The organism is Pirellulales bacterium, assembly GCA_036490175.1.
Lineage (GTDB): Bacteria > Planctomycetota > Planctomycetia > Pirellulales > JACPPG01 > JACPPG01.
In genome coordinates this window covers 1-23680 of the sequence record DASXEJ010000066.1, presented here as the reverse complement: position 1 = coordinate 23680, position 23680 = coordinate 1, and the positions used below count along the sequence as shown (strand labels likewise).

Here is a 23680-nt window from a genome sequence, read left to right as displayed (position 1 = left end):
CCCGGTTTGCCTAGCGGATAGGCGTTGGTGCCCGCATGTTGGGCGGTCAATCGCTGGGAACCAATCGTGGCTATGGCAATCTTCTTCGGATGTCCGAAAAGCCAACAGCCAAGCGGTGTCGCGGCGCGGCCCTTGCATTTGACGACGCCTGACTGATCGAGCGACATCCGGCGGAACTGTCGCTCGACGGACGTTTTTGAAAGACCAGACGGCACAAGAGGCAACTCCGCCATGGAAACCGACGGTAAAGCTGCGCGCATACAGCTTTTTAACTTCTCCACGCCGCAGATGCGGGCGTTCCACATGTCGTGGATCGCTTTCTTTCTATGCTTCTTCGCTTGGTTTGGTATCGCTCCGTTGATGCCTGTGGTGCGTGCAGAGCTGCAACTTACAAGGGACCAGGTGGGCTGGTGCATTATCGGGTCGGTCGCCGCGACGATTTTCGCGCGAATGCTAGTCGGGTGGCTATGCGATCGCTTTGGCCCCCGGATCACGTACACGTGGCTGCTACTTCTCGGATCATTGCCGGTGATGGCGATTGGCTTGGCCTATGATTTCGCCTCGTTTTTGTTCCTGCGCGTGCTGATCGGCGTGATCGGTGCGGCATTTGTGATCACGCAGTACCACACATCGCGGATGTTCGCGAGCAACTGCGTGGGCACGGCTAATGCCACTGCGGCAGGCTGGGGCAACCTTGGTGGCGGCGTTACGCAATTGGCAATGCCGCTGCTCTTGGCATTCCTGGTCGGGACGATCGGCCTCGGTCAGGCGACGAGTTGGCGGTTGGCGATGGTCCTCGCCGGGGCGTTATGCGCCGTAACAGGTGTGGCGTACTTCCTGCTCACGCAAGACACTCCGCTCGGAAATTACCGACAACTTCGCGCAACGAGGCGAATGCCGACGATGCGTGCCGCCCAGGGAACATTGGCCGAGGCGTGCCGCGACCGTCGTGTGTGGTCATTGTTCGTGATCTACGGCGCGTGCTTTGGAATGGAACTGACGATCGACAATATCGCGGCACTCTACTTTTTCGACTACTTCGACTACTTCCGAGAGCTTGAGCCGGCCCAGGCGCTGAAGACGACGGGGCTAATCGCCGCGATGTTTGGTGGCATGAATCTGTTTATGCGTGCTATCGGCGGCTGGATCGCGGATCACTGCGGCAATCGTTGGGGATTCTCGGGCCGCGTTAAGTGGCTCTTCCTGGTGCTGTTTGGCGAAGGCATCAGCCTAATGATGTTCTCGCAAGCTACTACCCTGTTGCTCGCGATTCCCCTCATGATCACTTTTGCGATGTTCGTGAAAATGTCAAACGGGGCGACTTACGCCATCGTCCCTTTTATCAACCGCCGCGCTTTGGGAGCAGTGAGCGGCATTGTCGGCGCCGGCGGCAACACCGGCGCTGTCGTCCTAGGCTTCCTGTTCAAGAGCGAGGCGATCGATTGGCACGCGGCCCTGCTGATTTCCGGCGCCGCGGTTACGTGTATTTCGTTCGCCAGTCTCTCGATCAATGAGCGGCAAGCGGTCGACCTCCCCTTATCGACTGGGAGCTTATCACCGGAGTTAGCGCATGTGGTGTGACTTCGAGGGAGCACGGTATACAAGGTTGGTGTCGCATGAATAGCAGTCCACACGTTCCCGTGAAACGCCAAACCATTGTCGTCATTGGTAACGGCATGGTAGGCCAACGTTTTTGCGAACGGCTGGTTGAGTTCGATCGCGATAGACGTTTTCGCATCGTCACATTCTGCGAAGAACCTCGCAGTGCCTACGATCGAGTTGGCCTCACGTCGTTCTTCGCCCACCGCGACGCTGAGAAGCTGATGCTTGCACGCCGCGAATGGTATGCGGAAAACGGAGTTGAGCTGCACGTAGGCGATCGAGCCGCGGCACTCGACCGGCGGTCGTGCCTGGTAAAGTCCGACAAAGGCGTTGAAGTTGCGTACGACTATGCCGTGCTGGCCACAGGGTCGTACCCCTTTGTGCCGCCGGTTCCGGGCGTCGAGAAAACGGGCGTCTTCGTCTATCGCACGATCGAGGACCTGCAAAGCATCATCTCCTACGCACAGCAGGCACGACGTTGTGCGGTGATTGGCGGCGGTCTACTGGGGCTTGAGGCTGCCAAAGCGGCGTACGATCTGCAGCTGGAGACCCACGTTATCGAGTTCGCGTCGAAGTTGATGCCGCGACAAGTCGATGATCAGGGATCGCGCATTCTGGTCCGGAAAATCGAATCCCTAGGCGTCAAAGTTCACCTGGGAACGTCGACCAAGGCGATACACGGAAATGGCCACGTGCAGGGGATTGAATTCGCCGATGGCGAATCGATCGATGTCGATATGGTCATCGTCTCGACCGGCATTCGGCCACGGGACGAGCTAGCTCGGTCTGCTGGCCTGACAGTGGGCGAGCGAGGTGGAGTCGCGGTGGATGATCGGCTCGAGACCTGCGATCCGCATGTGTTCGCGATCGGTGAGTGTGCGCTCCATGGCGGCATGGTATACGGCCTTGTCGCGCCGGGCTACGAGATGGCTGAAATCGTTGCGGCGAATCTGACGGGCGGCGATCGCAGATTCGCCGGTGCCGATCTTTCTACGAAATTGAAGCTGATGGGCGTTGATGTCGCCAGCTTCGGAACATACGAAGCGCCGCCGGAACGAGCGACGCCGCTGGTATTTGAAGATCCGTTCGGCGGCATTTACAAGAGGCTGCTGATTTCACCCGACGGCACGCGTTTGCTAGGCGGCATTCTTGTCGGCGATGCCGCCGATTATGGCCGGCTGGCCATGCTCGCCAAAAGCGACGCACCGCTGCCGTGCCTGCCGCGCGAGTTGATTCTGGGTTCTGCGCAGCCGAGCGCGGCATTGGGCATCGAGTCCATGCCCGATTCAACACAAATCTGCTCATGTAACAACGTCAACAAGGGCGCGCTCCGTGCAGCCATTCTCGATGGCGGAATCGACACGCTGGACGAGTTGAAACGATGCACGAAGGCAGGAACGGGCTGTGGAGGCTGTATGCCACTGGTGGCCGATCTGCTCAAGAACGAAATGAAGCGGGCCGGCAAGGCCGTCGTGAGTCATTTGTGCGAGCACTTTTCTTACTCCCGCACCGAACTGTTCGCGATCGTCAAGGCCAAGGAGCTGCGGACTTTCGCGGCAATACTCAGCCATTGTGGGCAAGGGCTCGGCTGCGAGGTTTGCAAACCGACCGTGGCTTCGATCCTAGCCAGCCTGTGGGCCGACGACATCTTGCAATCCGAACATCAGACACTCCAGGATACGAACGACCGTTTCCTCGCCAATCTGCAGCGGGGCGGCACATACTCTGTTGTCCCTCGCGTTCCTGGCGGCGAGATCACGCCCGAGAAGCTGGGAGTCATTGCCCGTGTGGCAGACAAGTACGGCCTGTATACCAAGATCACGGGCGGGCAGCGGATCGATATGTTCGGCGCCCCTGTCGAAAAACTACCCGAAATATGGGAAGAGCTTGTCACTGCCGGCTTTGAAAGTGGCCATGCCTATGGCAAGGCTGTGCGGACCGTCAAGAGTTGCGTTGGTACTACCTGGTGCCGCTACGGCGTGCAGGATTCTGTGGCATTCGCTATCCGCGTGGAAAATCGATACAAGGGCATCCGCGCGCCGCACAAAATCAAAATGGCAGTCAGCGGTTGTATTCGCGAGTGCGCCGAGGCGCAGAGCAAGGATGTTGGGCTCATCGCCACCGAACAAGGCTACAACCTCTATGTATGCGGCAACGGCGGATCGAAGCCTCGCCACGCCGATTTGCTGGCCACGGACCTCGATGAAGAAACGGCGCTGCGTTACGTCGATCGGTTTCTGATGTACTACATCATGACGGCCGATAGGCTCACCCGCACGGCAACGTGGGTCGAAAAGCTCGAAGGTGGACTCGACCATGTGCGCGAAGTCATCGTCGACGACAAACTGAACATCGCCGCAGAACTGGACACGATGATGGCCACACTCGTCGACGCGTATCAGTGCGAGTGGGCGGCAGTGGTGCGCGATCCCGAGCGGCGCAAATGGTTCCGGCAGTTCGCCAACACCGACGAAAACGAGTCGTGCATCCAAATCGTTCACGAGCGTGGCCAGGGTCGACCGGCCGACTGGCCCAGCGAGTTCGTCTCGCTGGAACAATTCCGGCTATTGGATGGCCGAACGCTCGGAGAGCATGATCACGAGAGTTTCGAAGCGTTGCGGTGGGTCACCGTCGGCAATGTTGCGGATTTTCCTCGCGACGGCGGCGCGACGATCAAGTACGGCAGATCGCAAATTGCAGTTTTCAATGTCACCAGCCGAGGCCAGTGGTACGCCACACAGAACATGTGCCCGCACAAGAAGGCCTTTGTCCTATCGCGCGGTATCGTCGGCGATGCGGTCGGCGAGCCAAAGGTTGCCTGCCCGCTGCACAAGAAGACGTTTTCCCTGGCCAGTGGAGAATCCTTGCAAGGCGAGGAATATCGGATTCGTACATTCCCGGTACGCATCGACGGTGAGCAGGTGCAGGTGCAATTTCCACCGGAAGATGCCCTCGACCAGCTGCTGGCGACGGACATCGGCTGCCGCCTGGCCACGGCGTGTAACGAGGATGTCGTTGCCTGCGAGGTGGCTGGCACGTAGCGTGCCATTGGCCAATGGATATAAAATGATCGAACTCCCTGTGGTGAGCAACAAATCCGCGCCAATCGGCGCCGCATGTGCCAGTTCATCAGTGACAGGTCCGGCGCTGATCAGCGCGCTGCTCGAGGCCCAGCAATCGTTAGCGGCAGTCGATGAGTTTAACCGCTGGCACTCCGGCGATCAGTCGCGTGGCCTAATCGGGCGCCAAGTCTCACCGAGATATCGCGCGCTCCTTCCCGCCTCACCACCCGGACCCGGTCAGCAATATGCCTTCGAGGTCGATCTCGATCGCTGCTCGGGTTGCAAAGCATGCGTTACGGCGTGCCATACGCTGAATGGGCTCGACGCGTCGGAAACCTGGCGCGATGTTGGGCTCTTGATCGGCGGTTCGCGCAACGCTCCCGTGATGCAGCATGTCACGGCGGCGTGTCATCATTGCCTCGAACCGGCATGCATGATCGCCTGCCCCGTAAACGCTTATGAGAAAGATCCGACGACTGGCATTGTCAAGCATTTGGACGACCAATGTTTTGGGTGCCAGTACTGCACGTTGGCCTGTCCGTACGACGTTCCCAAATATCATCCTGACAAAGGAATCGTCCGCAAGTGCGACATGTGTTCGTCGCGACTCGCGGTGGGCGAGCCGCCGGCATGCGTGCAAGCGTGCCCTCACGAGGCGATCGCCATCCGCACGGTTGATCGGCAGCAGATCATTGACGACGCCGAGGCAGCCCTGTTTCTGCCCGCCGCACCCGATCCTCAGCACACTTTGCCAACGACGACCTATAAAACGCAGCGTTCATATCCGCGCAACTTGCTGCCGGCCGACTACTTTCGCGTGAACCCGCAACATGCGCATTGGCCGCTGGCAATCATGCTAGTGCTAACGCAGATGTCCGTCGGCGCGTTTGTCGCGGGTTTGACCTGGGAGCGTCTGCTTGATGGACAGGACGGAGCCAGTCTGCGGTCGTTGCACGCGATCAATTCGCTGGCTTTCGGCCTCTTGGCACTATCGGCGAGCGTGCTTCATCTTGGACGGCCACGATACGCGTTTCGCGCCGTGCTAGGGTTGCGGCATTCATGGTTGAGCCGCGAAATCCTTGCTTTTGGCGTATTCGCCGCCTTGGCGAGCACGTATGCGGGCGCGCTGTTGGCCACGGATCTATGGTTCAAGCAAGCTCAGGATTCGTCCTTTATCTCGATATTGGTTGCGGCCTGTTCCGTTGAATGGATTGGCTGGGCTGTCGCCGCAAGCGGCGGTTTGGGCGTCTTCTGCTCCGTAATGATCTATGTTTTCACGCGCCGCGAGTGCTGGTCGTTTACGCGCGTGGCCGTGCGATTCGTGCTCACCGCGGCCTTGCTCGGCCTGACAGCCGCCTGGTTGAGTATCCTGGTCGCGACAGTCGCGCGTCCTTCTGGCGAGTTGTTGTCCGTCATTCGAGAGAACGGGCCTGCACTTTGCCGAACGATCCTCCTGCTGGCGATCGTGAAGCTACTGTGGGAAGTGGCACTTTTCCGTCACCTGTTACTCAGCCGCATGACGCCGCTGCGGCGCTCGGCGCTGCTGCAGACCGGAGAATTGTCGAGCGTTACGCTGGCGCGCTTCGCGCTGGGACTGCTTGGCGGAGTCGTCATGCCCATATTGTTGCTGAACGCCTTTCCGTCGCTGTCGAATGCAAGCGTTGTGTCATTCGTTGCGATGGCGGGCCTGCTGTTCGTGGCGAATCTAGTCGGAGAGTTGCTTGAGCGGTTTCTGTTTTTTGCTGCTTGTGCCGCGCCGCGAATGCCAGGAGGAATTCGATGAGCGTGCGCCCACGGCAATCCGGTCAGTCGTCTCTCCTGCCCATCCTGTTTGAGCGCCAGGGACCGCTGACCGAAGAGTTGATGCTCGAACCAGGTCGGTTTGGCCTGGGACTGACACCCGCGCAGCTACAAGCCGATTCGATCGCCGGTTCGGTGTGCGGATTCTGCTCGACAGGCTGCAACTTAAACATACATCTGCGCGAATCTAGCGCGGTCGGATTGACACCGGATGCAGACTATCCGGTGAATCTCGGTATGGCGTGCCCGAAGGGTTGGGAGTCGCTCGCCGTGCTTGACGCGCCTGATCGCGCAACGACGCCTCTTCGGCGCAGCGCCGCGGGTCGGCTGGAGCCGGTGACTTGGGATGTCGCTCTCCGAAGCTTCGTAGAGGGCATGAAATCGGTTCAGTCCCGGCACGGAGCACACTCGATAGCCTTCCTCAGCACCGGACAAATCGTAAACGAGGAAATGGCGCTGCTAGGGGCGCTGGCAAAATTCGGCATGGGCATGCTTCACGGCGACGGCAATACGCGCCAGTGCATGGCGACAGCCGTCGTGGCATATAAGCAAGCCTTCGGATTTGACGCGCCTCCCTATGCCTATGCCGATTTCGAGGAATCGGACGTTATTGTTCTCGTCGGCAGCAACTTGGCGATCGCTCACCCAATTCTCTGGCAACGAATCATGGGCAATCCCAGGCGGCCAGAGATTGTCGTCCTTGACCCGCGCGCTACCGAAACCTCGATGGCCGCGACACAACACCTGCCACTGTACCCCAAATCTGACCTGGCACTGCTTTATGGAATCGCCAGACTGCTCATCGAACGAGGTTGGATCGACCGCCGATTCATTGACGCGCATACCGAGGGGTTCGATGAGTTCGCCGCCTTCGTTCAATCCTTCACTCTGGCGACGGTGGCAGAAGCGACACGGCTGCCTGTGGAAATGATTGAAACGTTCGCCGCAACCATTCACCAGGGCGAGCGAGTCTCGTTTTGGTGGACGATGGGCGTCAACCAAAGTCATCAGGCGGTGCGGACCGCGCAGGCGCTCATCAACCTGGCGCTTATGACTGGCAACATTGGCCGGCCAGGAACTGGCGCGAACTCGGTGACCGGCCAATGTAACGCGATGGGTTCGCGATTGTTCAGCAATACGACGAACTTGCTGGGTGGGCACGACTTTGCCAATCCGACGGATCGCAGAAAAGTCGCCGACGTATTGACGATCGACGAGGCCACAATTCCGCGCGAGGCAAGTTGGCCCTATCATCGCATCATGGAGGGCATCCTGCGCGGCGAGATCCGTGGCCTGTGGGTCGTCGCCACCAACCCCGCCCACTCGTGGATCAATCAATGCCAGGCGCGCGATATCCTCGATCGGCTCGATTTCCTGGTCGTGCAGGACATGTACCATACAACGGAAACCGCGCAGCGCGCCCACTTGGTACTCCCCGCCGCCGGCTGGGGTGAGAAGGAGGGGACCTTTATCAACTCCGAGCGCCGCATCGGCCTTACGCGCAAGGTGCGAAAGGCACCCGGCCACGCATTGGCTGATTTTCATATCTTCCGTCTCGTTGCCGATTACTGGGGGTGCGGTGAGATGTTCCGCAAGTGGGACTCCCCTGCGAGCGTATTTCAGTTGCTAAAGCGTCTCACAGCCGGACAGCCATGTGATATTACGGGGATCGAGGATTACTCCATGCTGACCGCGCGCGGCGGCGTGCAATGGCCCTTTCCAGCATCCCACTCGGACGAGCGACAGGAACGCCGACTGTTCGAGGATGGGCAGTTCTTCCATGCCGACGGTCGGGCACGGTTCCTATGCGAAGCTCCACGTCCACTGCCGGAGCAACCGAGCGAACAATACCCATTCGTCTTGTTGACGGGCCGTGGATCGGCCGCGCAATGGCATACACAGACTCGCACCGCCAAATCGGCAGTGCTGCGAAAGCTCTATCCGCGTGATCTCTATGCCGAGATCAATCCGCAGGATGCGGCCCGTCTCGCCATCCGTACCGGCGAACGGCTTAGAATCTCATCACAGCGCGGCGAGCTGCACGCACGGGCACTCGTCACTCCGACAATTCAGCCGGGGCAGTTGTTTCTACCCATGCATTACGAGGCAACCAACGTGCTGACGGATGCAGTGTTCGACCCGTATTCACATCAGCCGGCATACAAGTCATGCGCGGTATCGGTCGAGGCAGCGATCTGAACCTTCATTGAAGCGAGCGCGCAAGGGGCCACTTGAATCGCTTTCGCAACGTCCATATCAGCCCGTAAGCCACGGCTGCCAACACTGCTGTATTTGGCTCAGGCAAGCTGGCCACGCGAAAACCATCATTGCCGGCCCCTCCGGCGCGTCGCCGACCTCGGTCAAGCTATTCGGCCCACTCGGGGAAATGTTGGCTGAATTGGGCATCGATCTCGGACTCGTTACGCCGCGATGGGACGGGATGGCGTAAAGGCGCTCTTGCTTGCCTTGCTGCCTACTTGCGCAAACTTTGGTCAGTAGTTGACAAAAGGCGCTCGCCTTTAGTACATACTTGTCCGCCCGGTGTACCCCTCGACCAAAATGCACCGGGCGAGCCCACGGCCGCCAGGTGTCTACTGCCGCCTCCGGACCTGGCGGCCGTTCAAATTACTTGCAGGGAGCCGACGGTGGTGTGTTGACTCCCCATTGCCGCCACACAGACCAGCCCCTGTTGTGGCGGTTTTGTTTTTGCGCATAGGATTGTGATTTGGCCGTTCTGCACGCTAGCGGACATAAGATCTGTTGGGTGTAAAGGTGATTCGCCGAAAGCGCTTAGGGACGGCACCAGCACAAACATCGCGCCGCCCTCTGACGTGTTGTTAATATTAGCCATTAACCATTTTTCCCCTGCTGAGGGGAATCTTGTCTGCCTGCAAGTGTGTGGTTCACCCAGTTCGGCATCCTACACGGCCTGAAAAATGAATGTATTCGAGCGTGTGCGTCTCTTGATCGTGCGCGCCCGAGCAAAGACCGGCCAGCAATTACTGCGTGGGATCGCCATGCGTCTTTGGCCGTTGTCGATCCTTACACGGATGTATTACCGCATCCGTTGGGCGGAATGGCCACGCGCGTTTCTCAATCGGGATTTGATTGCGGCGTTTGCACATGAGCCGCCCGTGCTGGACGGCGATCAGCAACGTTGCGTCGACGAGCTGCGCAAAACGGGCATCTACGCCAGCACACTTCAAGAGCTGACAGGCGACAACGATTTGTTGGGCCGGTTGACGGACGAGGCGCAAAAGCTACTTGCGGCGCCAGCGGTACAAGCACAGATCGCAGAGCGCCACGCTCGTCGTGGTGAAAAGTGGTATGTGATACGCCCACTTGGCTACGAAAGCCGGCTGACTTTGTCGGAGCCCCTCGCTCAACTTGTTTTGCACCCGCGCCTTCTGGCGATCGTGAATCAATATCTTGGAATGTACAGCCGCCTTTGCTATGTGGGGCTGTGGTACAACATTCCGGTCTTCGACCAAGAACGAGGCATCGATTCCGAGAACTGGCATCGAGATCACGAAGACCGCAACGTGCTGAAGCTGTACTTGTATCTGGTGGACGTCGATGACCAGATGGGGCCTCTAAATTACTTGCGCGGAACACAACCGCTCGGGCCCTACGCCGACGCATTCCCCGCCGAGGCTGCCTATGGATCGATACCAACCCCAGAGCAATTGACAGCCGTAGTCCCCTGCGAGGCGAACTTAACCTGCACGGGACCGGCGGGCACTTTGCTATTCTGCGATACGGCGGGCTTTCATCGGGGTGGGCGTACCCTCACCAAGCCGCGCGTCGTGTTTACCGCCACCTATGTGACCGATAGCGGCGTCGACGTCCGCCGAATCGAGCTGGAACGTGCTGCCCAATTGCACGACTTCGGCGTCGCGGCCGCTTTTGCGCTACGCAAAGAGAAACAGATTCGCTCGCTGCCAGCTCGTTAACCTCTTAACCTCCCCGATTTCGACCGATTGCGCGAATCGCGCGTTCGTTCTAACGCAGCAAGGCCACGGGCTAAACGGCATTATCGGGCCCGAAAAAACGGTCGAACGCTCCCTTGCAGGCGATGTGGCTAAGCGCTCTGCACCACGATCGGCAATACATGATTGCTTCGAGGAAATCAGGCGCTCACCAGTGTCCGGCATGCGCGCCGCCGTCGACGTGTAACGTCTCGCCAGTCACGAATTGGGCCGATTCCAAGTAGAGTACGGCCTCGACGATTTCCGCAATCTCGCCCATCCGTCCCAGCGGGTGCAAGCCGGCGAGGAACTTGTGAGTTTCGGCCGGATGCATCGGTGTTTTTACGACGCCGGGTGCAACCGAGTTGACGCGGATTGCGCGATCTGCGTATTCGATCGCCAGCGACCGTGTGACAGCGTCGAGTCCGCCTTTGGTCAGCGACGCCAGGGCCGAGGGGACGCCCTTGACGGGTTGATCCACGAGCGTGGTCGTGATGTTCACGATGTGTCCCGCATCTTGCTTCAGCATCTGGCGAATGGCGTGTTGGGAAACAGCGAAGAATCCCCCCAGATTGACCGACAACATGCGTTGATAGTCTTCCGCCGTGTAATCCGTGAAGGGTTTGGAGATAAAGATCCCGGCGTTGTTGACTAACGTATCGACACGGCCGAATTTCGCGACCCCCTCGCTGATCACGCTTGCCGCGATGGCAGGGTCCGCGATGTCGCCCGCAATGGTCAGCATGTCCGCCGAAGCGTCGGGTACAATCGATCTGGAATTGGCAACGACGCGATAACCGCGGTCAAGAAATCCGCGGACCAGCCCCGCGCCGATCCCTTGTGATGCGCCGGTGATGACGGCAACCTTCCGTGCGCTGCTCATCAAGATTCTCCTGCAATGTGGTGACGTCTTGTGGAAAGATCACTCAAGTAGACTGAAGCACGCCCGAAGGATCATCGATCCCCCGTCGCACCCCCTTTTAAGCCACGTGCCACCACGGCTCGCTCCACCCAATCGATCAGCAGTTGTAGAAGCAAGGCCAGCAGCGCCGCAGGGATCGCTCCGGCCAGGATGAGCTTCACATCATTGAGCCGAATGCCGCGCAAGATCGGTTGGCCAAGGCCGCCCGCCCCGATGATCGCGCCCAAAGTCGCAAACCCCACGTTCTGTACCGCTGCGGTGCGAATTCCAGCCAGCATGACAGGCAGCGCCATCGGCAGTTCGATTTCGGCCAATTTTGCGGCAGGGCTCAGTCCCAATACGGTCGCCGACTCGATCGTGCCACGCGGTATTCCCTCTAACCCTGTGAACGTGTTTCTTACGATCGGGAACAAGCAATAAGCCAACAGGGCGACGACGGCCGTGACCGATCCTTCGCCGACGCTCGGGTAGCCAAGGGCCCCCACCAAGGGCATCAATAAGACCAACAGCGCCAGCGATGGGATTGTCTGCAACAGTCCGACGGCAGCCAGCACAACACGGCCGGTTCGTCGAAAGCGTTGGCAAAAGATACCCAGCGCCACACCGACGACAATGGCGGGCAACAACGAGCGGCGCACCAGATCGAGATGCTCGCCCACGTGCCGCAAGATGACGCGACTCAATGAGTCTTCCTTCGGTTCCGACTTTACTCCAAGCTGCGTGCGTAGAAATGCGGCGGCCGCTTGCGACTCGGATTGCTCACCCGACTCTACGGCATCGTTGAGCTCGCGCATCTTTTGCTCGACGATGCTCCGTTCGAGCCGGTGGATGCCAGCAAGCAACTTTGGGTGACGCTCAGCCGTATCCAAACGATATAACCACACGGCGTCATAACGAGGAAAAAAGTTCTGATCATCTTCCAACAGCACCAAGTCGTTGCGATGGACCATGGCATCGGTGGAATAAACGTCGGTCACGTCGATTTCGCCCGACAGGAGCTGTGGATAGGCGACATCGTGATCGACTCCTACGACATTGCGTTGAGGCAGGTCGTAATGCCGGACGAGCGCGCGCCACCCATCGCCGCGATCGAGAAATTCGTGCGTTAATGCCAAGTGCAACTCGGGCAAACGCCGCAGATCGGAGATTTTGCTGATTCCCAGCGCTTCGGCCCGTTGTCTGGTGAGCGCCAGCGCGTAGCTGTTGCTAAAGCCCAACGATTCTGACATACCGATTCCGCGAGCGCGGAGCTCTCGCCTCATAGCTTCGTCGTCGGGCACCGCTTGCGAGGCCAGAATCTCTTCCACGATCGTGCCGGTGTATTCTGGGTAAGCGTCAATCTCGCCGCCCTCTAGCGCTTGGAACACGATCCGCGTCCCGCCAAATTCGCGATAGTGAGCAGCATTCAGCCCCTCATCGGCGGCCAGCAATCGCAACACTTCGCCCAAGATCACCGACTCGGTGAATTTTTTTGAGCCGATGCGCACCGTCGCGGCTTGGCGCGGCAAGGGAGCGAGCCCGGCCGCCAAGAGCAAGACGCACAGAACTCCCCATTTTAGAATGGCTGTATTCTTCATTTGGCGACGATTTGCGAATTGACGAATTCGCGCACGAACTCACTGGCGGGATTGTTCACGATACTCGCGAACGAACCCTGCTGAACGATGCGCCCATTTTCAAGCATGCAGACCCGATCGGCAAACCAGCTCGCTTCCACCAAATCGTGGGTGACGAGCAACACCGTGGCACCTGTGCGCTCGAACACATCTTTCAGATCACGCTGCAGGCCGGCACGAATCATTGGATCGAGTGCTCCCAACGGCTCATCGAGTAGCAACAAGTGCGGGCTGAGAAACAGCGCGCGCATCAGGCTGACCCGCTGCCGTTGCCCACCCGATAGCTCGACAGGGTAACGGTTGAGGGCGTCCGGCGGGAATCGGGTCATCTCGACCAATTCGGCCAATCGCTGGTCACGTCGCTCGCGGGACCACCTCTGGTGGCGAGCCATGAGGGTTACATTGGCCGCGGCCGTCAGGTGCGGGAACAAACCGCCCTCTTGAATCACATAGCCCAGGCGCCGCCGCACGTCAGGCAGGGCGCGCTCGGTCAGTAGCAAATCGTCTACGACGATTTCCCCCGCGGTGGCCTTCACCAAGCCCGCGACCATTCGTAGGATCGTCGTCTTGCCACAACCGCTTGGCCCGAGTAGCACGAGCACTTCGCCGGTTTCCACCGTTAAATCGAACTGCGGCACTACGGTTTTGTTTCCGTAATCTTTTGAAACTCCTGAGAAACGAAGCATGCTCGCACCCTTTGTTTCGTATCGAGCACGCGGCAGGCATTAGCGCTGCCCAGCGAAAATTGACGTCATTATAATGTCGAGCACTGCTTGGTTGCAGAACAGTCCGGATGGCAACTACAGGGTGGTGCGTTACGGCGCTCCACGGGAAGAATACGCGGCTCCGGCATCAATGACAATGTCCGTTAGTATTGGTTAGCCGTGCCGATACCTAAGTCCAATAGGCTTCTTTCCCCGCGGTTTCTAGTTTTCGAGGACTTCCGCCCCGGCAGTTCTCATGGCGCCGCGATCTGGGAAGACGGTGGTGCCAAGTCTCATTTCAATAATTTCATAAAGTGCAAGTCTGTGAAAGCCAATATGATTCGCGGTGAAACACAATATGATGGGCTTCGAGGTTACGGGCGGTAGTCGAGCGACACTGGGCAACGCCTGACAGGCCGGTCCGCTTGACCGATTTTGGTTGCATGTGGGGAAACAGAATGGCAAACACGCATGACGGAGAATCTGCAGGTTCAAGCGACGTCGGGTCGCCCCTTCCCGACGCGGCCGCACCCGCAGCGAAGCGAGCTCAAACAGCGGTGCGCGTGTCTACGGCGCCGGCAGAGGATGTAGGCCATGCAGACAAACCGGTTGCCGCGGTGCCAATAGCGCCTGCGGCAAACATGGCGTCGCGATCGTCGCGCAGAGGGCTGCTTTTGGCGGCGATTGTGACTGCCGTGGCAGTGGGAGGATACGTCCTGGTTCCGCTCGTGCTGACCGCGTTGAACACGGTTTCCACCGATGATGCGTACGTCAATGGTCACGTGACCTTTGTCGCGCCCCGCGTCGCCGGCCAGGTGACCACGGTGCTAGTGGACGACAACCAGCGTGTGAGAGCGGGTGACTTATTGGTCCAGCTCGACAAGGAACCGTACCAGGTTCAGGTGAACGTCCAGTCATCGGCCCTGTTAGCGGCGAAAAGGGAGCTGGCGACTGCGATGGCCCAAGCGCGCGGCCTGGCCGCCCAAGCCCGCCGCGTCCGCTTCAAGCTCGACCACGTAATGGAGGATGTGCGAAATCAGATCGAGCTGCTGAAATCTAACGTCGCGCAACTCAAGGTCGAGGAAGCCAATCTAGTGCTTGCGGAGAGGGACTACGAGCGCGGTGAGAAGCTTGTTGGCAAGGGCGCGATCAGCCAGCAAGAGTTTGATCGATACAAAGCCGCTCTGGACGTAGCCACCAATCGCGTCAGTAGCGCCAGGCAATCCATTCAGCAAACGCGTGCCGGTCTCGGTTTGCCGATCAATCATGACAAGCCCTTGGATATGCCGGAGGATCTGGATGAGACCTCGTCGGTGGTGCAAGAGGCATTGGCAGAATTGTACGGCAGCGTCGCGCAATTGGGTTTTAGTCCACCAACGTGGATCGCCACGCCGAAGCAGGTCAAAGAGGCGTTTTACTCACAGGATCCGGACAAAAATCTTGATCGGATCTTCGAGCGGCTGATCCCCGAATCGCCAGCCGTCAAGCAGGCCGAGGCTAAGGTCGCGCAGGCTCAGGACGACCTGTCGCATGCCGAGTTGGACCTTCGCTATTGCGATATCGTGAGCGACATCGACGGCCAGGTTACCAGCCGCAACGTCAACCCTGGAAATTACGTGCAAATTGGGCAAGGCCTGATGGCCGTGCGCTCGCTTACCGAGATCTGGATCGACGCCAACTTTAAGGAAACGCAACTGGCCTCACAGCGCATCGGCCAGCGCGTGCGCTGTGAGGTCGATATGTACGGTCACCGCCAAGAGTTCGAGGGCCGAATCACGGGATTTACCATGGGAACCGGCACGACTCTCTCGCTGCTTCCACCCCAAAACGCCACGGGCAATTTTGTCAAGATCGTCCAGCGGCTGCCGGTCCGCATCGAGCTAACGGACTACGACCCCGAAAAGGACCCCCTGTTCATCGGCCTGTCGGTCGTACCTTACGTGTACGTCAAAGAGCCCCCCACGGGGCCGCATGCCGGGGAGCGATTGCAACCTTTTGCCGTACTTCCACAAGGCCGAACAAACCCCAAACCCTGACCCGTAACGGTCCCCTGCCGCTAGACGAGCACGCAACATGAGCAGCGTCGTAGTTGCCCCAACCGTAAGCAGCCGTCCGGCGATCAACGGTTGGTTCGTCGCTGCCGCCGTGATCATCCCCACTTTTATGGAAGTGTTGGACACGACGGTTGCGATTGTCTCGCTGCGATACATCGCGGGCGATCTGTCGGCGGCGGTGGTCGACGCCGAATGGGTGCTGACCTGCTACCTCGCCGCGAACGCCACGATCCTGCCGATTTCCGGCTGGCTCTCGGCCCGCCTGGGCCGGCGCAACTATTTCCTAGCATCAATCGCGGTCTTTACCATCGCCTCGGCGCTGTGTGGTATGGCCACCAGCCTGTGGCAGATCATCGTGTTCCGAATCATCCAGGGCCTGGCCGGCGGCGGCCTGCAGCCATCCAGCCAGGCGGTTTTGATTGACAGTTTCCCGCCCGAGAAGCAGGGGATGGCCATGACGATGTTCGGCATCGCGGCGCTAACGGCGCCCGTCGTCGGCCCCACACTGGGTGGGTATCTCTCCGATTATCACAGTTGGCGCTGGATCTTTTATATCAACATCCCGATCGGCTGCGTCGCGTTCTTGTTGACCTACTTCCTCGTCGAGGATCCGGACTACCTCAAGCAGGAACGTGCCCAACTGCTGCGACGGCCGCTCAATTTCGACTACATCGGCCTGGCACTCTTGGCGCTGGTCATGTCGGCGTGGGAAGTACTGATTAGCAAGGGGCAGGAGTGGGACTGGCTGGGCGACCCGTTCGGAAAGGTCCAGACGCTGCTGCTGATATTCTTGATAGGAGGAATTTGCCTGGTCGTTTGGGAAATGCGCAGAGACAACCCCGTTGTCAATTTCCGTCCGCTGGGCGAGCGCAATTTCTGGGTGTGCTGCATCATCATCTTTTGCGCATACGCTGTGCTCTACGCCGTGAGCACGTCGCTGCCGGGGCTGCTGCAGTCATTGTTTGGCTACGATGCCTATCACTCAGGCCTGGTCATGTCTCCCTCTGGCCTCGCCTCGGTCTCGATGCTGCTGATCTGCGGCGCATTGCTCGGCCGGGGCGTTGACGGCCGCTGGCTAATCGGCGGAGGCATGCTCGTCGTGGCGGCCGGCAGCTATTGGATGTCGGTCATGACTCTCGAGATAAGCCCGTGGCAGGCGATCTGGCCGCGCGTCCTCTTGATCGCCGGACTGGGGATGGCCTTTGCCCCGCTCAACGTGGCCGCTTTCCTCTACATGCCCCGCCATTTGCGCGCCGCGGCCGTGGGCCTATTCGCCTTGCTCCGCAACGAAGGAGGGAGCTTCGGCACGTCGATGGCCCGGACTGTGCAGGTACGCCGCGACCAGTTCCACACGTGGCGTGTCGGAGAGTTTCTTGATCCGTTTAACTCGACGGTCAGTTCCTACCTGGCACAGGCCCAGGCCTTCTTCTTCCAGAAAACAGGAGATGCGCCCAGGGCGCAGCGAATGGCGTTGCAGAGGTTGTCGGATCTGCGCGGCCAACAATCGCTGTCGATGGCGTACTTTGACGTCTTCTTCGTGTCAGCGATCCTGGCGGTGTTGCTGGCGTTCCTGGTCCTGCTGATGAAACGCTCGGTCGCCGAAAAAGGGGCGCACGTCGGGGCAGAATAAAGTTGCTAGTTCGGGCGTCATCCGCTTTGGCCTGTGAGCCGCGGGAATGTCGACCGAGGGTCGCACACGCGCCAATCTCCGGCACGCGTCTCCCAGGCCGGAACTTCGCGCGGACGATCCATCCGATCGGGCCGGCCGGTCGGGTTGGGCAAACTAATGGATGCCGGCAGTAAACCCGTCGCGGCATGAGCCAAGGTGGCCTTCTGCTCGCGCGTCGCCCCCGGCACGCGTGAGTTGACTTCTGTCGGTCAGCGGCAAAGATATTGCACCTTGGTATTGGTTCGGGCCGGCAATACTTTAGTCCAATAGTCGCGTCGAATCGCCGTTCCTAACCTTGACTAACTCCCGTCCCAGGGGGTTCCCGGGCCATCGCATCGTAGGAAGGCAGTGATGTCTAGTCTCCGCTCGACATTTCAAGCGGTGCGGTCGGTGACCCGCTCGATTGCCGCCGGTCTTTCCGCTGAAGATCAGATGGTCCAATCATGTTCAGACGCCAGTCCGGTCAAATGGCATCAGGCGCACACCACGTGGTTTTTTGAGACCTTTGTGCTGCGGCCTTTCCTGGCAGACTACCGGCCCCTCCGCGAAGAGTTCCGCTGGCTCTTCAACAGCTATTACAACTCGCTCGGGGAAGAGATTCCGGAGAAGAAGTTGCGGGCTTCTTTTTCTCGTCCTTCACTCGACGAGATCGTGGCGTACCGGGCACACGTAGACCAGGAAATGGAGAGACTTCTGGCGCGGCCCATTGAAGACGAGCCGTCACGGCGGATCATTTTGGGATTGAACCACGAGCAGCAGCACCAGGAACTCGCGCTGACTGACATCAAGCATGCGTTTTTCTCGAATCCCCTGCATCCTTCGTTTGCCGCTGGTCTCTTCACGGAAGAGCGAGATGTTACGACTGCGAAGCTCGAATGGCACAGCTTCAACGGAGGGATGGTCGAGATCGGCCAGCCACCTCAAGCGGCGAATCCTCTGGATTTTCACTTCGATAACGAAGCTCCTCGACATAAGGTCTTTTTGGAATCGTTCCAGATCGCAAACCGCGCAGTCACGTGCGGCGAATACCTGGAATTCATGTCGGACGGCGGCTACACCCGTCCCGAACTATGGCTTTCTGCGGGCTGGGACACCGTGAAGGACAGAGGTTGGCAGGCGCCTCTCTATTGGCAACGTGACGCAAGCGATGAGACCGGCTGGCGCGTCTTCACCCTGCGAGGCTGGAGCAACCTGTCCGCGCTGCTGGATGTGCCGGTATGTCACATCAGTTTTTTCGAAGCCGATGCCTTGGCACGCTGGCGCGGCTGCCGACTGCCGACCGAAGCGGAATGGGAATGTGTCGCAAGCAAATCGTCCCCATGCGGAAATCTACTCGACACTGGAAAGCTACATCCCTCCAAGGCGCGCTCGACAGGCGTCGCGCAATTATTTGGAGACTGTTGGGAATGGACGGCCAGTGCTTACCTCGGCTACCCGGGATACAAGCCCCTGGCTGGAACGCTGGGCGAATACAACGGCAAGTTCATGTCCGGCCAGATGGTTCTACGCGGAGGATCCTGTGTCACGCCGGCGAATCATGTGCGCGCGACGTATCGCAACTTCTTTCCGCCGGCAACTCGGTGGCAGTTTTCTGGCTTTCGTCTGGCAATGTAGAAGGTGTTTCCTCTCATGATTACGTCCTCTGCCGCCTTGGACCGGGAGCGTCCCTCTTCGTTGACTACGCGCGAAATGCTGATCAGAGAAGTCCAGCGCGGCTTGCTCTCGCGCCCTCGTTCTCTCGCGCCGTGGATGTTCTACGATGCGCGCGGTTCGCGCATTTTTGAACACATCACACAGCTTCCGGAGTACTACCCCACCCGCACAGAACGCCATATCCTGGCCCGCTACGGCGACTGTATCATCGCGGCTGCTTGCCCAGATAGATCGAAACCTGTGCGTCTTGTCGAGTTGGGGGCGGGCACCGGATCGAAGACCGTTGTCCTGCTCAACGTCGCCGCCAGATTGCAGGGCGAAGTATTGTATGTACCAGTTGATGTATCGTGCGATGCTCTTGAGGTAGCCCGCGAGACGATCGCAACTTCGTCGCCGGAAGTATCTATAGCGCCGCTTGTAGCGAACTACGTCACGCATCCGCCCCGACTGGAATGCTTCGACGGCGCAACGCTGGGCTTGTACATCGGATCGAGCATCGGCAACTTCGCACCCGACGAAGCGCGAACGATACTTCGCAATCTGGGCAGCCAGCTCCAGGCGGGCGATGCGCTGCTGCTGGGAGTCGACATGCTGAAAGACGAGCGGACACTCGTCAATGCCTACGACGACAGGGACGGCGTCACGGCCGAGTTCAACCTCAACATGTTGCGCCGCCTCAATCGAGAGCTCGGCGCTGATTTTGACCTGAACAGGTTCCGCCATCGCGTTCTCTGGAATCCCGTGCAATCACGCATCGAGATGCACCTGGAAAGTTGCTGCGACCAACACGTGCGCATCACGGTCGCGGATGTTAATGTCTTTTTGGCGAAACGCGAAAGCATTCACACCGAGAACAGTTACAAGTTCACCTACGAGACCATGGGCAATCTGCTGGCGGATGCGGGCTTCGAGGTTGAACAAACGTGGACGGACGAGCGTCGCTGGTATTCCGTTACGCTTGCCCGCATCCGATAAGGCATCGTATGGCATTGCAGCGTTTTGACGCAATTGTTGTTGGCTTCGGCCAGGCGGGCAAACCGGTGGCCCTCGACTTGGGTGGCGCCGGTCGCCGGAACGCAGCGACCGAATGGGAGCATGCCGGTGTCCCTTGCGTTGGTGTAGGCCGCACACCGACGAAGAGCATGGTTGGTAGCGCGCACGTCGCTTTATTGACCCGGCGCGCCGCCGATGTGGGAAAAACCGCTTCTCCGGTGTGTACCGCGCGGGGGCTTCAACGCGGCTCAGCTATCGTCACGACCTCGGCAAATGCGGACGACAATCGCGAAAGTGTCGAAGTGTCTCCGCTCCTGCATAGCGCAATGGAGGAGACTAAAAGGATCGCGACATGCTATCGATTCAGCAGAGTCGTCGAGACTGCGATTCAACGCTTCATCCCCCGTCGACGTTAACCAGAATCGCTTACTACGACTAGAAAAGTGTCGACAGCAGCCCCATTGGGGAGCTGTAGGAGTACACATGGAAACGCAGAGCAACCGCGCGATCTTGGACCAGCACTGGGCGGCATCGGCATCTGGTGACTTGGAAACAGAACACCAGATCTATGACGGCAATGTCCTCTGCGAGTATCCACAGTCGGGGGAGAAGATCCGAGGCCGCCACAACCTGCAGGCTTTGCGTGGCCACCATCCGGGAAAACCAAGCGGCTTCTTGGTCCGCCGCATCGTAGGCGTTAGCGATCTGTGGATAACCGAGTACGTCATCAATTATGAGAACGCGGTTGTCCAGACGGTCAGCATTATGGAGTTTCAGGATGGAAGGGTCATTCATGAAACTCAGTACTTTGCCCAACCCTTCGAAGCGCCCGGCTGGCGCTCGCAATGGGTGGAAAATAGCAAATAGCACATGTGATTTGGAAATGGCTACGAAACAAACGAACGTGAGCACGTCGCGACATCTACAGCACACAGGAGTCTGGGACCCAGGCTCACTTCTATTGTGTATTAACTCGCAATCGGAGGGCTTATGGATCACTATGATGCCATCGTAATAGGCTCGGGACAGGCGGGAACGCCGCTTTCCATTGCACTCGCCGAAGCTGGACGAAAAACAGCCCTTGTAGAGAGTCGGCATGTCGGCGGCACCTGTATCAATGAGGGCTGTACGCCCACGAAGACCATGGTCGCCAGCGCGCGAATCGCTTACCTTGCCCGGCGCGCGGCCGACTACGGCATTCGCTGCGGGCCTGTCGGCGTTGACCTGGTTCAAGTTCACCGGCGCAAGCAGGCAATTGTCGACGACTTCCGCGCCGGGGCGCAGCGACGACTGGAAGACGCCGAGAATTTGGAGCTCGTTTTTGGCGAAGCGCGCTTCACCGGTCCCAGTGTCGTCGAGGTGAGACTCACTGCCGGCGGCACTCGGACATTGATCGCGGACAACATTTTCATCAATACCGGCGCTCGGCCAGCACGCCCCGCAATTACCGGCCTCAATTCGGTGAGAGCCCTCGATTCCAATTCGATCATGGAGTTGCAAGAACTGCCTGAACATTTGCTAGTTCTGGGAGGCGGATATGTCGGTCTGGAATTCGGCCAGATGTTTCGCCGCTTCGGCAGCATGGTCACAGTCGTACAGCACGCGAAGCAACTCCTGGATCGGGAGGATCCAGACGTTGCCGCCGAAGTTTGTAAGCTGCTCGAGATGGATGGCATCGAGATCCTGCTAGAAACCGAAGCGGCCGGAGTGCATACAAACGCGTCCGGCGTCGGTCTAGAGTTACGCGGTCCTGCGGGAGAGAGGACGGTCACGGGATCTCACCTCCTGCTCGCCACGGGGCGAGTGCCGAATAGCGAACAGCTCAACCTCGCCGCCGCCGGCGTGAACGTGGACGCTCACGGCTTCATTTCGGTAGACGACCGGCTGCAGACGAACGTGGCCGGTATCTACGCCTTGGGAGACGTCAAAGGTGGCCCGGCGTTTACGCACATCTCTTATGACGATTATCGCATTGTTCGCAACAATCTGCTTCGTAACGGGCAATCGTCGACGAGGGACCGACTGGTTCCGTATACCGTTTACATTGATCCACAACTGGGGCGGATCGGTCTAACGGAGCAGGAGGCGCGGGCACAGGGTCGCGCGATCCGCGTCGCCAAGATTCCCATGGCCTGGGTCGCCCGTGCAGTGGAAACGGCCGAATCAAGCGGCCTTATCAAGGCCATCGTCGATGCCAAGACGCGGCAGATTCTGGGGGCCGCGGTCTTGGGCTGCGAAGGGGGCGAGATTATGTCAATGCTTCAGATCGCCATGATGGGCAAACTTCCCTACACCGCGCTCGAAGACGGCATTTTCGCGCATCCGGCCTTTGCAGAGGGATTGAATACGTTGTTCATGAACATTGGAAAATAAGTCTTGCCGCCTGACACGGTCATCGGCCGAGCGTCGGCCAAATCTCGCACAGATTGAAGGAAGTCGTGAGGTGTACGTGGCACGGTTGCGGTCCGTTAACGCGGGTAGGCCCCGTGAAATCGCATGCCGTGGTACGTTGGTCTATACGTCTGGCCGGCGTGGGTGCGACCCCGGAAATGGCCCGCTGGCAAGCGGAAACGGTTGAAGACAATTCTTGCGACCTAGGTCGGGAGTATCACTGATGGTCGTCGCAACTTTCGCGACCCCCTTGCCCGTTTTGACGTGAACGGTCTTGCGCCCGTCAACGATGTTTCCCGCAAAGCGTATTACACCCGCGCAGAATTGTGGGGTTGAGAACCTTGTGCGGTCGCCAAGCGCAGCCTTTCGGCCATTTTCACCAGATCGGCAATCGAGTCCGCCTGCATCTTTTCCATGACTTTGCCGCGGTGGGCTTTGACAGTGATTTCGCTGATGCCCAGTTCGGTACCGACTTGCTTGTTCAGCAGGCCGGACACCACCAGGTCCATAACTTCGCGTTCGCGTGGTGTGAGAGCCGCAAGTCGCTGCCGGAGTTGACGCATCTCGCTTTGCCGGGCAAGAGTGGATTGGCTGCGCTCAATGGCCTGGCGGATGGCACTCAGAAGATCGTCGCCGTTCAATGGTTTGGTGAGGAATTCGACCGCGCCGGCTTTCATGGCACGCACCGTTTGGGGTACATCGCCATAACCCGAGATGAAGATGATCGGCATGTCACTGCGGTCGCCGGCGATCCGTTCCTGGAGCTCCAGGCCGTTCAAACCCGGCAGAGTCAAGTCCAGCACGAGACAGCTCGGAGTCGCCGCGGGCGGGTGGGCGAGAAATTCGTCGGCCGATTGAAAAGCTTCCGACCTCCAACCTTCGCAGCGGATCAGAGACTCCAACGATTCTCGAACCGAGACGTCATCGTCAACCACAAACACGATGGGCGTCGTGTGCGACATGGCTAACCTCGATCACCGATGTTTCTGACTAGTTCGTCGCCAAAGCCGCACGCATCGCCTGGAGCAGGGCCGTCTCGCTGAATGGTTTGAGCAGACAGGCAACCGCGCCTTCTCCGAGTATGCTGGGCCGAGTGGTTTCATCCTTGTGCGCGGTGATGAACACGATAGGAATCTGCCGCCGACGATGTTTCAATTCACGCTGAACGTCAAGCCCGCTCATGCCCGGCATGGCAATGTCCAGGATAAGGCATTTCGTCTGCTCCACATACTCGGAAGCGAGAAAG

The 23680-nt window shown here is 59.0% G+C and carries 16 protein-coding genes; 11 read left to right on the top strand and 5 right to left on the bottom strand.

Translation table 11 applies throughout. From position 1 onward, the window contains the following. Positions 1-231 precede the first annotated feature (231 nt). The 5 genes from VGG64_04480 to VGG64_04460 all read left to right on the top strand — a co-directional run bounded on the left by VGG64_04480 (position 232) and on the right by VGG64_04460 (position 10417). The gene (locus VGG64_04480) at positions 232-1581 is read left to right on the top strand and encodes an MFS transporter (GenBank protein ID HEY1598833.1); all 1350 of its coding nucleotides are present in this window, start codon (positions 232-234) and stop codon (positions 1579-1581) included. A gap of 35 nt (positions 1582-1616) precedes the next feature. After that, positions 1617-4643 (top strand): nitrite reductase large subunit NirB, encoded by a 3027-nt coding sequence (nirB, locus tag VGG64_04475; protein ID HEY1598832.1) that lies wholly within the window; start codon positions 1617-1619, stop codon positions 4641-4643. A 25-nt stretch (positions 4644-4668) separates the two neighbouring features. Beyond that, the gene (locus tag VGG64_04470) at positions 4669-6447 is read left to right on the top strand and encodes a DmsC/YnfH family molybdoenzyme membrane anchor subunit (GenBank protein HEY1598831.1); all 1779 of its coding nucleotides are present in this window, start codon (positions 4669-4671) and stop codon (positions 6445-6447) included. After that, on the top strand, positions 6444-8663 hold the full coding sequence (locus VGG64_04465; GenBank protein ID HEY1598830.1) for a nitrate reductase: 2220 nt from the start codon (positions 6444-6446) through the stop codon (positions 8661-8663). The genes VGG64_04470 and VGG64_04465 overlap by 4 nt, the downstream gene beginning before the upstream one ends. A 737-nt stretch (positions 8664-9400) precedes the next feature. Beyond that, positions 9401-10417, top strand: coding sequence for a hypothetical protein (locus tag VGG64_04460; protein HEY1598829.1), 1017 nt, complete (start codon positions 9401-9403; stop codon positions 10415-10417). A 184-nt stretch (positions 10418-10601) separates the two neighbouring features. Here VGG64_04460 and VGG64_04455 read toward each other — a convergent pair whose 3' ends face one another. From VGG64_04455 to VGG64_04445, 3 genes are all read right to left on the bottom strand, one after another. Continuing rightward, a complete protein-coding gene (locus VGG64_04455) occupies positions 10602-11315 on the bottom strand; it encodes an SDR family oxidoreductase (GenBank protein ID HEY1598828.1) in 714 nt (237 codons plus the stop codon). Positions 11316-11386: 71 nt separating this feature from the next. Next, positions 11387-12931, bottom strand: a complete 1545-nt coding sequence (locus VGG64_04450; protein HEY1598827.1) for a glycine betaine ABC transporter substrate-binding protein — start codon at positions 12929-12931, stop codon at positions 11387-11389. Beyond that, the gene (locus tag VGG64_04445) at positions 12928-13656 is read right to left on the bottom strand and encodes an ATP-binding cassette domain-containing protein (protein ID HEY1598826.1); all 729 of its coding nucleotides are present in this window, start codon (positions 13654-13656) and stop codon (positions 12928-12930) included. Before VGG64_04445 ends, VGG64_04450 begins: the two co-directional genes overlap by 4 nt. Before the next feature lie 692 nt (positions 13657-14348). Between VGG64_04445 and VGG64_04440 the strand changes: the two genes are divergently transcribed. The 6 genes from VGG64_04440 to VGG64_04415 all read left to right on the top strand — a co-directional run bounded on the left by VGG64_04440 (position 14349) and on the right by VGG64_04415 (position 22416). After that, positions 14349-15710 (top strand): HlyD family secretion protein, encoded by a 1362-nt coding sequence (locus tag VGG64_04440; protein ID HEY1598825.1) that lies wholly within the window; start codon positions 14349-14351, stop codon positions 15708-15710. 37 nt (positions 15711-15747) lie between these two features. Beyond that, complete coding sequence (locus tag VGG64_04435; protein HEY1598824.1) at positions 15748-17358, top strand: DHA2 family efflux MFS transporter permease subunit; 1611 nt, start codon at positions 15748-15750, stop codon at positions 17356-17358. Positions 17359-17748: 390 nt separating this feature from the next. Then, positions 17749-19011: an ergothioneine biosynthesis protein EgtB gene (gene egtB / locus VGG64_04430; GenBank protein HEY1598823.1), complete on the top strand. Its 1263-nt coding sequence runs from the start codon at positions 17749-17751 to the stop codon at positions 19009-19011. Positions 19012-19026: 15 nt separating this feature from the next. Continuing rightward, positions 19027-20025: an L-histidine N(alpha)-methyltransferase gene (gene egtD, locus VGG64_04425; protein ID HEY1598822.1), complete on the top strand. Its 999-nt coding sequence runs from the start codon at positions 19027-19029 to the stop codon at positions 20023-20025. A gap of 501 nt (positions 20026-20526) precedes the next feature. Beyond that, entirely contained in the window at positions 20527-20910 is a 384-nt protein-coding gene (locus VGG64_04420) for a hypothetical protein (protein ID HEY1598821.1), read from the top strand. A gap of 123 nt (positions 20911-21033) precedes the next feature. Then, the gene (locus VGG64_04415) at positions 21034-22416 is read left to right on the top strand and encodes a mercuric reductase (GenBank protein HEY1598820.1); all 1383 of its coding nucleotides are present in this window, start codon (positions 21034-21036) and stop codon (positions 22414-22416) included. A 326-nt stretch (positions 22417-22742) separates the two neighbouring features. On the opposite strand, the gene VGG64_04410 is transcribed toward VGG64_04415, so the two are convergent. Together VGG64_04410 and VGG64_04405 are read right to left on the bottom strand one after the other, a co-directional pair. After that, on the bottom strand, positions 22743-23396 hold the full coding sequence (locus VGG64_04410; protein ID HEY1598819.1) for a response regulator: 654 nt from the start codon (positions 23394-23396) through the stop codon (positions 22743-22745). Between the two features lie 28 nt (positions 23397-23424). After that, positions 23425-23680, bottom strand: a 256-nt coding sequence (locus VGG64_04405) for a response regulator (GenBank protein ID HEY1598818.1), incomplete at its 5' end; no start/stop codon positions are given.

What these genes read in the sequence shown, in the direction of transcription:
- VGG64_04460 (HEY1598829.1), top strand. Translation starts at nt 9,401, where the DNA reads ATGAATGTATTCGAGCGTGTGCGTCTCTTGATCGTGCGCGCCCGAGCA.
- VGG64_04420 (HEY1598821.1), top strand. Translation starts at nt 20,527, where the DNA reads ATGGAAACGCAGAGCAACCGCGCGATCTTGGACCAGCACTGGGCGGCA.
- VGG64_04480 (HEY1598833.1), top strand. Translation starts at nt 232, where the DNA reads ATGGAAACCGACGGTAAAGCTGCGCGCATACAGCTTTTTAACTTCTCC.
- VGG64_04410 (HEY1598819.1), bottom strand. Translation starts at nt 23,396, where the DNA reads ATGTCGCACACGACGCCCATCGTGTTTGTGGTTGACGATGACGTCTCG.
- VGG64_04455 (HEY1598828.1), bottom strand. Translation starts at nt 11,315, where the DNA reads ATGAGCAGCGCACGGAAGGTTGCCGTCATCACCGGCGCATCACAAGGG.
- VGG64_04445 (HEY1598826.1), bottom strand. Translation starts at nt 13,656, where the DNA reads ATGCTTCGTTTCTCAGGAGTTTCAAAAGATTACGGAAACAAAACCGTA.
- VGG64_04415 (HEY1598820.1), top strand. Translation starts at nt 21,034, where the DNA reads ATGGATCACTATGATGCCATCGTAATAGGCTCGGGACAGGCGGGAACG.
- VGG64_04470 (HEY1598831.1), top strand. Translation starts at nt 4,669, where the DNA reads ATGATCGAACTCCCTGTGGTGAGCAACAAATCCGCGCCAATCGGCGCC.
- egtB (HEY1598823.1), top strand. Translation starts at nt 17,749, where the DNA reads ATGTCTAGTCTCCGCTCGACATTTCAAGCGGTGCGGTCGGTGACCCGC.
- VGG64_04450 (HEY1598827.1), bottom strand. Translation starts at nt 12,931, where the DNA reads ATGAAGAATACAGCCATTCTAAAATGGGGAGTTCTGTGCGTCTTGCTC.
- VGG64_04465 (HEY1598830.1), top strand. Translation starts at nt 6,444, where the DNA reads ATGAGCGTGCGCCCACGGCAATCCGGTCAGTCGTCTCTCCTGCCCATC.
- egtD (HEY1598822.1), top strand. Translation starts at nt 19,027, where the DNA reads ATGATTACGTCCTCTGCCGCCTTGGACCGGGAGCGTCCCTCTTCGTTG.
- nirB (HEY1598832.1), top strand. Translation starts at nt 1,617, where the DNA reads ATGAATAGCAGTCCACACGTTCCCGTGAAACGCCAAACCATTGTCGTC.
- VGG64_04435 (HEY1598824.1), top strand. Translation starts at nt 15,748, where the DNA reads ATGAGCAGCGTCGTAGTTGCCCCAACCGTAAGCAGCCGTCCGGCGATC.